The following is an 11,282-nucleotide window of genomic DNA, read 5'->3' on the forward strand; positions in this document are numbered from 1 at the left end:
GAGACGTTTATTTACCTTGCGATGATTCGGATCATGGTACGGCGACTGGCATAAATTTTGACCCCTCAAAACTTTTCAAACACCCTCTTAGGATGTCCTTTGACTATTGCACCTGTTTCAGGATGTATTCTTTCAACTTCATTTAAGTAATGGTTTACCTTCTCACCAAGGAAATACTTAACAAATAGAACAGGGTCATTAGCACCAGCAATAAATTGATATCTCAATGTTTCTGACTTAAGGATGCCCTCTAAATCAGAAGGGATAGAGTTAAAATCCATTAGTCATCATCTCCTAACTCATACTCAATTTCCACATCTGCTGGTTTAAGAGCAAATAATTCATCAACCTTAGTTTCAGGATTAGATGTTAGGTATGCTTTAACTAAATCTTGGATTAACTCTTTGGGGTCTACACTTAACTGTTCATATAAAGCCTTGAGTGTAAGTTCATTTTCATTCTTATCTCTGAGGTCTTTTCTGGTTTTTAAAGTAGCATTAATTTGAGCTTGATGAATCTGAATAACTTTAGATAAATCAGTGATAGCTTTACTCAAACCATTGATGTTATTGGTAATTACTTCCGCTTCTCTTGGAGAAGAATTCGTTAGAGAATCACTTAACTGGATTGCTGTGTTATACCTTTCTATTAACTCTGATTGATGGTCAATAAGCCTACCAATCATGGCATCAGACAGCATAATGCTATTGTCTAATAAAGTTTCTTTACTGTAATCAGTAGCTAACAACTCCTTTCTTTCCTTGGCAGATAATGATTTAATTGCTCTCATATTTTCTTGTTTAACTAATTTAGAATGTAGACCATGTGTGATTCTAGCTTTGGCTGCTTTACCCCCATGAGTAGCACAACAGTTATAGCCAATCATCAGATTATTTTTACATTGTGTTCCATCTTTTTGGCTCTACCGCTCCCTTTATGATATTTTCGGTAAAATATCCCTGAAACCCCTACACCGATTGGATTTGAGGTTTTAATATTTTCAAATGTACACCAATGGTTTTGGATATATTAAAAGGATGTTTGATCATAAGGGGAACGGTAGAACCAGAATTACTAGTTATAACATTGTTATAATTGCCAGCTAAAGAAGCACTTTCAGTTGTGTAACCTGGAATGAAATAAGCAGGGTAAATAGTAGCACTACCTTGTATAGTGCAAGTAGCATTATCTACATTTATGGTTACTGCACCAGCAGTTTGTAAAGTATTTTGAAAACTTGGATAAGTTATAGCTGGAACATAAACTAAACCGGAAAACTGATTAACAATTGATGATGTTGATAAATCCCTTTCTAGTGATTTATATCTTTCTAAATCTGCAAACATAATGTTTTACAGGAGGGAATTACCCCTCCAAATGATTAGAGTTAAACTATAGTAGGAACTGTATAAGTAGTAGAGTTCATTTGAAGAACTGCTACAGCACCACGATGGTTAGGAGCATAGCCAAAACCCTCAGTCATAATTGTATTTTCTAAAGGGAAATTAGACTTAACTTCAGTTTGCAATCCTTGAAGAGATGCAATTGGATGTTGACGACTTAAGAAAGGTGCTTTTAATGCTCCACCATCTGTTCCAACTGCAATTGCATAGTTAGGTGGCACAATAGGAGTTTTGATTATTGGACAGTTGTAAACAAATCCAACTAGGTTTTCCCAGGGACTAAATGGACGCATTCTTTCATTAGTTGCTGTTCCAGTTGCAGTCATTAAAGACCTACCAATCTGGTTATCAGCGGGTACAAAGATACCAGTTAATGCTTCCAAACTGTAATCATAAGGAGATACCCAAATCTCAATTTGGTTAAACCCATGATGCCGCACTTTATCAATTAAGCGAGTTCTAACATCTGTACCTGTAGGAATAGTACCAGTAGCAACACCATTGTAATGTTGCAAATCCCCTGCTACAAAAGTATATCCATTAATAGCAGGCACATTAGTACCAGTAGCAGAGTTCCAAAATGGCAAACTTGTAGTTTGATATTTAGCTTGGGAGTCAATAATAACGGTTCTACCGTTCCCCTTATGATCAAACATCCTTTTAATATATCCAAAACCATTGGTGTACATGGGTTTAATCTAAATTAATAAGCGAGTAGGGGTTTCAGGGATATTTTACCGAAAATATCATAAAGGGAGCGGTAGAGCCATAATAACCCTATTGGTGTTATTAAAAATTGCTTGTCTGAGAGCACTAAACTTAGCTTTTTGGAAAGCAGTCAACTTAGATTGAACATAAGCAGCTAACTCATCAGCAGTCATTGTTTTAACTGCGCGAGTAGTTAAAGTTAATGCAGTCATTTTTTCTTCAAAAGGAATCTCTTGAGTATAATCCCAAAGAGAAGTTCTGCTACTAGGTCTAGCAGCTTCATTCCAGTTTTCTAAATCTTCACCATCATAGTAACGTACAGTTTTTTGTGGTACTGAAATTAATTCTGTTAGAGGTCCAAAAAACTTAGCACTTTGGTCATTATAAAAGGTGATATCATTATCAACTTCTCTAATTATCTGAACTACAGAAATGTTATCTATACTAGTTAATTCAGCATCTAATTGAGAAAGTTCACCAAAAAATTGAGTAGTCCAAGTCATATATTTTGTTTAAATTAGTAATTAAGTAATAAAAATTAACTAAGTGCAATTGCAACTCTATTTGCAGTTAAAGCTACACCTACAGCATTAGTTCCTGTTGCTGCTACTGCTCCTGCTGCTGCTGCAAATACTCTTGTTCCAGGAGTTAAACCAAGAGAAACTCCTCTGTTTTCAATAATGCAACTTTGCTCAATAGAAAGAGTTGTTCCACTTTTAGCAGCGTGACGGGCAACACCAAGAGGTATTGTAGTAGCATTACACTGAACTGCTTGACCAGAACTATTAAGTGAAATAATTGAACCTTCAGGGATATCTCCTGATGCTACAGCACTGATAATAGAACCATCTAAATGGTTAGCTGCAATAAATCTATAAAGAATTGTATTGTAATAGACGTTTAACATAAATAATTTTTAGTTTGATTTAGTAGGTTTAATAACCTCTCCAAGCTCTAGTCTTGCGAGAGTCTTCAGTGGTATTAATATTAAGTGAAACACCAGGTTTAATAGTAGGACTATTTGAAGTTTTAGATAAAGCTGATTGAAGAGTAAGTAAGTAGACGAAAATAAATCAAAGTAGATTAAGTAATGTAAAAAATCTGGAGATGATTTCGTAGTAAGGGCTTCAGCCCTCAAATGATATTCAAGCCGTTCTACTTAGCTGTAATCTTAGGAACTAAAGTTTCTTTCAGTTCTTTTTCTAATGCTTGCTGTTTAGATAATAGGTCACTTTCCACTTCTTCTTGATTATTACCACTTGGTTGAATACCTAGAAGTTTAGCCATCTTTTGAAAATCAGGTTTAGTTTTAGCTAAAGCAGCTTCAAAATCAATTTCAATGGTAGGAGGGGTGATGACTTCTAACCCTAAATCTAATTCTTGTGTTTGTTGTTCTTCCATAATTAATTAATTGCAGTATTACTTCTTGCGGAGTAAGCACTATCCTCAAATAAAGTATCTTTATCAGTGTTAATTGTATCTTTAGAGTCAGTTATAGCAGCAGAATATTGAATATTTAATCCCTTTTCATTGTCTAGCTGTTCAAGTTCCTTGAGTGCTTCCGCTTCAGTTAGCCCTTCAACTTCAACTAGGTATCTCTTCCTGGAAATTAACTTATGTCTAACAGCCTCAATTTGCAGTTTTTTATCTTGTAAATCTCTAGGCATCATGTCAGGTAATTCCACTCTAAAAGGAATGTCAATGCCTAACTCTAGGAATATAGTTTTGATAGCTGAAATTAAATAGTTAGCTCTGCTTAATGTTGCTCTCTGTAGTGGTTCATAAAGGACACTGAGAGAACTGGAACTAGAAGCTGACCTAGCATTCTGTAGCTCAAGAACCATTACTCCAGTTAAAGAATAAATATCTTGGAGAATGATTAATCTTTGTCTTTCAAGATAAGGTGAGTCTACTGGTTGTAGGTAGCCAATCTTAGGAGTTATCCCCAATTCAGCAGCAGCATTAGAGATAGGAAGATGAAGAATACTAGCCCCATCATTGGTAAATGCTGTTTGGAAAGCTGCACTACCTGTAGGTGACTCTATACTCTCAAGTTGGGCTGAATTTGTTCTGCCTATAATCGCAGGTGCAGAAGTTCCAATTGTAAAAACTTGAGGCTTATGATGTTTACCATTTAGATTAATTCTGGTTCTACCGTTCCCCTTATGATCAAACATCCTTTTAATATATCCAAAACCATTGGTGTACATGGGTTTAATCTAAATTAATAATTCAGGGATATTTTACCGAAAATATCATAAAGGGAGCGGTAGAGCCTTAATTCTTGACCTGACTTCACAATATTCAAGCTGAAGGTGAATCAGCCTATCAATAGCAGACTGAGCAGTGCGTCCATCCAATGAATTCACTATTCTAACTATAGGAATGTGATCACCCATTTCTACAGGTTCAGCATCACCAACCTTAACAAAATATTTATAATCAGGCAGATTAAATAAATCTACAGTAGCCTGATTCTCTGTGGGTAGAGTCAGATAATGTTCTACTTTTACCTTGATATACTTGTTATTAACAGCGTCATAAATCTCTCTTGATTCTTTTAGGTAAACAACTTTTAATGGGTCAAGAGGGTCAACTTTTATGTCATCAATATCAAGTGTTCTAATATGACGCAGCTTCCCATCAGAAACCTCAATATAAGCCTCTCCAAAGATAGGGACATCAATGTAAAGATCATTGAGTAAATTATAAAGTTTAATTTCTTCTAATTGTGAATTTAATTGTTCTTGCTGATCAGGATTGATAGCTAAGAACTTAATTTTCTTTTGATAGCCATCACCCAGTAAAAATGATTTAATTTGTTCTACAACTAACTGAATAATTTTAACTGGTAATTCTCTATTGCCAGAAGGGTTTATTCCTTTATAAGAATCTGACAGTTCTTGTTTTGTAGCCATCTAAAATAAAAGTTTACTTATATTTATTATATACATTAAATGAACTAATGGAAAGTGGGATGAATGATAAATATGAATTAATAGTAGTTTAAATAAAAGTAGTTTTGTAATTAGATAACTTGGTTGTTAAATATATATGTATTTCTACAGGGTGGGCTGGGGCAGGTGACTAATGGCGGGAGGTATAAAACAGTAGGTGTGTTAGAGAGCAACAACTCTCTCTTTTTTATTGATGGATGCCCTTAACATTCAGGGATCTTAGGATTGTGTGCGGAACTTATTCTGCCTACTTAGTAGGATTGTGTGTCAGTTCTTATTCTGCCTGAGACTAAGGTGAAAGGTGAAAGGTGAAACCACTGTAGACCTTGCATGAAAACTCCTAGTGAGCTGACTAGTGTTAGGCATGGGTATTTAACTTAGTGAAAACTTCTTAGGAAGCTGACTAGCTTTGTTAAGTATCTATTCTCTACAGTGCGGATTAATCTGTAGCCTATAGAAGGAACTGTAACGCCCCTCAGAAGTGCTGAGACACAGAGGGTTGATAGTTTAAGCCTTCTATTCTCTCTGCAACTGTAACGCCCCTCAAAAGTGCCTAGACACAGAGGGTTGAAGTTTAAGGTAGAGATCTGAATGGTCTACTCCTGAACGCTTTATCTCAGTGAATAGTCTACAAAGAAAGCCTTGTGTTAGTATCTGTAGCTACACTACTCCGGTAGTAAGGGAAAGCCTAGTGTTAGTACCTAATACCAGATGGAGAGTGAACTGAGTTAACTGTGTTAGTAAGGAGTAGCTGGGTGTATACTCCCTAAGTTTATCATGGTCACGCTTCATTCTTTTTTCTTTAAGAGACTTGTAGCTTCTCACCTTTGGAGAACTCTTGTCACTCACCTACTGAGCCAATACGCTTCAGTAGTCACATAGTTAGCCCCTCACTGATAGGACATCTAGGTTACTCACCAACAGAGCTAAAAGCTTCAGTAGTCACATAGTTAGCCCCTCACATTGAGTTAAATACACTTCACTAAATAGTAGACAGTGTTTTACTAAACAGACAGCATAAGTAATTTTTAAATCACTCACTAAATAGTAGACAGCCAAATGTACTACATACAGGAGGCTATACTCCCTAAGTTTACTTAGCTAACCTAAGTTTATAAAGTAGCTAATAATACAGTATTTACTTATCTTTTTTAAGAATAGACAGGCACATCAATAATCAGTAAATAAAGAATTAATTAACATGAATACATACTTTGAAGAAGCATTAACAGTAGTTCAATCAGAGCAGTTTGCTAATGAGTTTAAGTCAACAATTAAGTTCATTCTAAGACTAGTTAACTTATTGTTTTTAGTAATAGCTGGTTTGTTTACTTTAGTTAAGGAATTTTTGTGTAGACAGCCTAAAGGATTAATGGAAACTAATCATGAGTCTACTGATGAGGGAGTCATAAATGAGGAGGCATTAGATGAGGGCATCAATGTGGAAACAGATAACACTAATTCTATTTTAGAGAATCAGACTGAAGTGATCTCTACTGAGAATGATGTTGACTTAACTGTAGAGGAGATCAATAATCAATCAGATAATGATAAATCTATTAGACAGAAACAGTTAAAGCAAATGAAGGCAACTGAACTTAGAAAACTCTGTGCAGATTACTCAATTAATTATCAGAACAAACAGCAGGGTATTGGGGCTATATGCCAATTTGAATGGGAGCAGATACAAGCTAACTTGGGTTAAGATTGTTGATAGTATAAGTGTACTATATGTGATAGCTGTAATATGGTATACTACAAATGCTACAACTTTCTAAGCCACCTATTTCTAAGCTGACTGAATCATTAGCTGAATACCTATTAGCTGACTATTAAATAACTGACTCTAGTGCTAGTTCACTTCACTGAGCAATCTAATATTAGTTTTCTAATCTTCAGTGCTTTAGGTTGAACGTTTAATAGCAAAATACAACTCAAATTAATTTTCTAATAGTTAATTAACTAAGGATTACAGATTACCAAGTTTTAGAAAACTGAAGGTTATGTTCTCTATAGTATTTATATATAGGGTGTTTATTGAAGGGGGCGGATTTATGAGTTGCCTAAATAATGTAGATTTATCTATTGACTAAGATTCTATTAGCATGATAGTATTAGTAATATAAAAGAATTCAAACTATTATTAATATTATGAAATTAGATAAAATCACAAGCATCAGACTGTATGAAGGTAGTAATGAGAAGCTACAACATCTAGCTAACCTGAGAGGTTTAGATAAAGCAGATGTTCTCAGACAAGCAGTTAAATCTTATTTAGACCAATACAATTTACCTTCCTGAAATAAATAATCTCCTTGTTAATTAAAGCAAGGAGACTCAACTAAATTATTAACTATATATACATAATATAATGTCACAATTAAATATTTCCATTTACACAATTCAAGATACCTTAGTTGTAGATTCAAGATTAGTAGCTGACCAGTTAGGAGTCCTACATAAAAACTTTAAAGAACTAATTAAGACTTATATAGCTGACTTTGAAGAGTTTGGAAACCTCTCCGTTACCAGCGTAGGGGTTAAGGGAACTTCTTCTTATGCTGAGTTTTACTATCTTAATGAAAACCAAGCTTATCTATCATTAACTTATTCAAACAATACTCTTCAAGTTAGGAGAGCGAAGATTAATTTAGTTAAAGCCTTTGATGAAGCTAGGAAGGCTAAACAACCTAAGCTACCTGGTGATTATATTCAAGCTCTGGAAGCTTTACTTGAGAGTGAAAAAGAAAAGGCTAATTTACTTCTATTAAATGCTGAGTTAGCCCCTAAAGCTGAAGATTGGGATTCCCTTTGCAATGATCAGAATTATTTATCTATAGAGAAGATTGCTAAAATTCTAGCTATTAAAGGAATGGGTAGAAATAACCTATTTGAGTGGCTTAGAGATAAAGGAATCTTGTATCTTGATGGTCATGGCAATAATGTTCCTTATCAAAAGTATGTAGAATCAGGTTACTTTGTAATTAGAACTAAAGTTAATTCACATACCAATAAAACTAACTCAGTTACTCTTGCCACACCAAAAGGATTTTCCTTTATTAAGCGCAGACTTATAGAAGATGGTTATGTTCTACCCCCTACTCCAAATGTAGGAGTATTAAGTTTACCTACTGATATAGCAGCCTAATACTAAAAAAGAGAGAAAAGCAGCCTAAAAACTTCTCTCTTTTTGAATTTACCTGAATTAATATACACATATCATAATACACAATTACATTTACTACAATTAATATACTAGATATGCCTAAAAATAACAAAATATTTAATGCTCAATCCTCTTCTGGAGCTTACATTTCAGACCATCTCAAAGTTATTAAATCTCAATTGGATTTTATTGATGAAATACTGGATTTAATAGAGATTGAAGAGGTAAATGAGAAAACTGGTAAGAAGAAAAGTGTTAAGTTAATTGAAAAGGAGATTGAAGATAATAGAAAACTTTACTGCCACTTAATAGTAAGTACCATTGCAAGTTTAAAAAAGAAGAAGGGTGAGTGGATACCTGTATCTGCTTTGTTTATTAGAGAAAATATACCCAAGTCTTCTTGGATTAAGTTTGTTGATAAAGGTGGTTCTACCGTTCCCCTTATGATCAAACATCCTTTTAATATATCCAAAACCATTGGTGTACATGGGTTTAATCTAAATTAATAAGCGATGTAGGGGTTTCAGGGATATTTTACCGAAAATATCATAAAGGGAGCGGTAGAGCCATAAAGGTTTACTAGAAGTTAGTACCTATTCTCATGCTCAAGGGTTATCTAGAGAGTTTAAAATTCCTGAGTTTATATTTGATGAATTCTTTGAAAGAGGGTTTTTAGAACTTGAACAACTAGTTAAAGTAAAAAGATATAATGCTTTTACAGGAAGGGCATCTAATGTAGCATTAGGTCACCAAAAATTTGATGAGAATGGTAATGAGGAGCCTGAATTAATTACTTCAGCACTTGATTTAATCAAGGAAGGTTACTTTAATCTAGCTGCTGTTAATTCCCATATAAAAGATTTAAATGCAGCCAGATTATCTTTAAAAGCTGAGTATGATAGGATTGCAGCAGATGAGATTTCAACTGAGGAGGCAAAGAAATTAGCTCTTAAAAGGTATAAAAGTGCTAAATGCCGACTTATAAATGATCATCACTCTATTGGGTCAATTACAGGTCAAAATCCTAAAGAGATAGCTCCAGGTATATATGTTTACAAACCAGCTTATAAAGTTCAACCAGCAGGGAGAGTTAGCCAAATGAAAGGAGGATTGCAATCAGCTTCCAGAAGAGCTAAGGCAGCAGCTTACAGGGGTATAAAAAACTTAAAGAATTATGACCTCAAAGCTTCTCAGATTAATGGGTTAATTCAACAGTTTGAGTTAGCTAATTTAGATACTACATGGTTGGTTCAATATAGGGATAACCCTAATGCTAAAAAAGAGTATGCAGCTAAAGTAGGTATTAGTGTAGATTGTTGGAAGACTTGTCTATGTGCCTTACTTTTTGGTGCTTATACAACTTCTCCTAGTAAAGTAAAAAGTAAACTGGATGCTCTACTAGAAGAAGGTGGTAAACCTTTAAATAGTATTTTAGATACATTGGAAGATGAAGCAGATGGTGACTTAGAATTACTGGTTAATTATCAAACAAAGTTCCTAGAATGTGTAAAACCACTAAAAGTACAGCTAGATATATGGCATGATTGGTTACTAAATAAATGGGTTCCAGCAGTAGCTTATGCAGGTAAAAGTGGTAAGAAGTACATAAAAAATCCTACTGGAAAAGAGCTTTGTATAGATGATTTACAAGCTAAATATAAAGTATGGAAGGTAAAATCAAAAGTGGCAGCATTTGTAATGCAAGGTCAGGAAGCCGCATTTATTCATGCACTGACTAATCAAAGTGTTAACTATGACTATAAGGTAATTGCAAATGAGCATGATGGTTTGATTTGTATAGGTACTATACCTGATGAAGCTGTAAGGAAGGCTGCTGAAATGTCTGGTCTTAAAACCCCAACATTGGAGGAGAAACCTTTTGATTTAACTGAAATAGAAGAGTTGATGGAAGAAGATGATGGTACTGAGTATGACTGGGAAGAAAGCATAAGTGATTAGAAAATCAGTAAGTATGGTAAGTAAATTTTTTATTTATTTTTTTTTAACAAGTAAACAGGTAAGGTAAGAAATCAGAAAGCCAGATAAATAAGTCAGAAGCAGGTAAGTCAGAAAACAGGTAAGGAAAAGTCAGGTAGATAAGAGTCAGCAGACAAAGGGAAAACCCCCTTATAGGTTGTTAAATATAGATAGTAATAATGGCTATATCTCTTTTCACATAAGGGTTACAGCCATTTTATATTCTATCGTTTTAAAGTATAGATTAAGTATATTTAGTATATTTGTATGTTAAATAAATAGTAAGTATATTTTTTAGATAAAGTTAGTATAAAAGAAGGTAAAAGAGTAGGTAAGATAAAAGATAGTTAGTCAAAAGGCAGAGAGTCAGATGGAAAACAAGAGTCAGAAGGCAAGGTAAGCCCCCTTATAGGTTGTTAAATATGTATACTAATAATGGCTGTAACCCTCTATATATAATGATTACAGCCATTTTAAATTCTATCGTTTTAACATTTAAAAATAGACTATTTACACCATAAAATATTGGTAGACTCACTTCCCAACAAAGCAGTTATCCTTCAGTAATCAAATGGTAAGCATTTACAAAGCGATCGCATTATAGTGACCTGAATCATTGACTTGAGGTATAGGATACCTTATTGTGGGTAGGTACTTAACCAGGTGGGATTATGCAGGAATCTACAATTAATAAAATTAATAAATTAAATGAAAGGATGAAGGAGTTACTTGAGTATTATAGTCCTGCCATAGAAGAAAGATGGAAGGCAAGAGGTGGGTATAAAATTATGGGCAGTCTTAGTTGGATCGAAGTAAATAGTAATGTAATTACTATGATACAAAATGCAGCAGTAGCTTTATGTACTGAAGAAGATATGAGTGTAAATTGGATACCAGATTGGATTCAGGCAATAAAAGATACAGCTTTAAATGGGGGGAATGATGACAACATTAAAACAATCATTAAAAATTGGAAGAGTTATTACCGTTCTATAAAACTTACCCAAAATTACCAAAGTCTAGACACATCTGGACAGCGATAACCTTAGTGTTTACTTCCTGCTTCATCAC

At 34.2% G+C, this 11,282-nt stretch carries 15 protein-coding genes; 6 read left to right on the forward strand and 9 right to left on the reverse strand.

Going from position 1 to position 11,282, the window contains the following annotated elements:
* Positions 1–65: 65 nt before the first annotated feature.
* From AN490_RS00285 to AN490_RS00325, 9 genes are all read right to left on the reverse strand, one after another.
* Positions 66–281, reverse strand: coding sequence for a hypothetical protein (locus AN490_RS00285; RefSeq protein WP_299998811.1), 216 nt, complete (start codon positions 279–281; stop codon positions 66–68).
* A complete protein-coding gene (locus tag AN490_RS00290; protein WP_299998813.1) occupies positions 281–886 on the reverse strand; it encodes a hypothetical protein in 606 nt (201 codons plus the stop codon). The genes AN490_RS00285 and AN490_RS00290 overlap by 1 nt, the downstream gene beginning before the upstream one ends.
* 82 nt (positions 887–968) lie before the next feature.
* The gene (locus AN490_RS00295; protein ID WP_299998815.1) at positions 969–1,346 is read right to left on the reverse strand and encodes a hypothetical protein; all 378 of its coding nucleotides are present in this window, start codon (positions 1,344–1,346) and stop codon (positions 969–971) included.
* Positions 1,347–1,387: 41 nt separating this feature from the next.
* The gene (locus tag AN490_RS00300) at positions 1,388–2,092 is read right to left on the reverse strand and encodes a hypothetical protein (protein ID WP_299998817.1); all 705 of its coding nucleotides are present in this window, start codon (positions 2,090–2,092) and stop codon (positions 1,388–1,390) included.
* Positions 2,093–2,149: 57 nt separating this feature from the next.
* Positions 2,150–2,614 carry a hypothetical protein gene (locus AN490_RS00305; protein WP_299998819.1) on the reverse strand — a complete coding sequence of 155 codons (465 nt, stop codon included), beginning with the start codon at positions 2,612–2,614 and terminating at the stop codon, positions 2,150–2,152.
* A gap of 35 nt (positions 2,615–2,649) precedes the next feature.
* The gene (locus AN490_RS00310) at positions 2,650–3,018 is read right to left on the reverse strand and encodes a hypothetical protein (protein WP_299998821.1); all 369 of its coding nucleotides are present in this window, start codon (positions 3,016–3,018) and stop codon (positions 2,650–2,652) included.
* Positions 3,019–3,266: 248 nt separating this feature from the next.
* The gene (locus tag AN490_RS00315) at positions 3,267–3,512 is read right to left on the reverse strand and encodes a hypothetical protein (RefSeq protein WP_299998823.1); all 246 of its coding nucleotides are present in this window, start codon (positions 3,510–3,512) and stop codon (positions 3,267–3,269) included.
* 2 nt (positions 3,513–3,514) lie between these two features.
* Positions 3,515–4,321 carry a hypothetical protein gene (locus tag AN490_RS00320; protein WP_299998825.1) on the reverse strand — a complete coding sequence of 269 codons (807 nt, stop codon included), beginning with the start codon at positions 4,319–4,321 and terminating at the stop codon, positions 3,515–3,517.
* 45 nt (positions 4,322–4,366) lie between these two features.
* Positions 4,367–5,029 carry a hypothetical protein gene (locus tag AN490_RS00325; protein WP_299998827.1) on the reverse strand — a complete coding sequence of 221 codons (663 nt, stop codon included), beginning with the start codon at positions 5,027–5,029 and terminating at the stop codon, positions 4,367–4,369.
* A 1,240-nt stretch (positions 5,030–6,269) separates the two neighbouring features.
* Here AN490_RS00325 and AN490_RS00330 point away from each other — a divergent pair.
* The 6 genes from AN490_RS00330 (at position 6,270) to AN490_RS00355 (ending at position 11,254) form a co-directional block, all read left to right on the forward strand.
* A complete protein-coding gene (locus AN490_RS00330) occupies positions 6,270–6,773 on the forward strand; it encodes a hypothetical protein (RefSeq protein ID WP_299998829.1) in 504 nt (167 codons plus the stop codon).
* Between the two features lie 446 nt (positions 6,774–7,219).
* Positions 7,220–7,369: a ribbon-helix-helix domain-containing protein gene (locus tag AN490_RS00335; protein ID WP_299998831.1), complete on the forward strand. Its 150-nt coding sequence runs from the start codon at positions 7,220–7,222 to the stop codon at positions 7,367–7,369.
* Positions 7,370–7,439: 70 nt separating this feature from the next.
* Positions 7,440–8,216, forward strand: coding sequence for a phage regulatory protein/antirepressor Ant (locus AN490_RS00340; RefSeq protein ID WP_299998833.1), 777 nt, complete (start codon positions 7,440–7,442; stop codon positions 8,214–8,216).
* Positions 8,217–8,329: 113 nt separating this feature from the next.
* Positions 8,330–8,740, forward strand: coding sequence for a hypothetical protein (locus tag AN490_RS00345; protein ID WP_299998835.1), 411 nt, complete (start codon positions 8,330–8,332; stop codon positions 8,738–8,740).
* 592 nt (positions 8,741–9,332) lie between these two features.
* On the forward strand, positions 9,333–10,193 hold the full coding sequence (locus tag AN490_RS00350; protein WP_299998837.1) for a hypothetical protein: 861 nt from the start codon (positions 9,333–9,335) through the stop codon (positions 10,191–10,193).
* 689 nt (positions 10,194–10,882) lie between these two features.
* The gene (locus AN490_RS00355) at positions 10,883–11,254 is read left to right on the forward strand and encodes a hypothetical protein (RefSeq protein WP_299998840.1); all 372 of its coding nucleotides are present in this window, start codon (positions 10,883–10,885) and stop codon (positions 11,252–11,254) included.
* The last annotated feature ends 28 nt before the right edge of the window (positions 11,255–11,282 follow it).

Source organism: Anabaena sp. AL09, assembly GCF_001672255.1.
Taxonomy (GTDB): Bacteria; Cyanobacteriota; Cyanobacteriia; order Cyanobacteriales; family Nostocaceae; genus Dolichospermum; species Dolichospermum lemmermannii.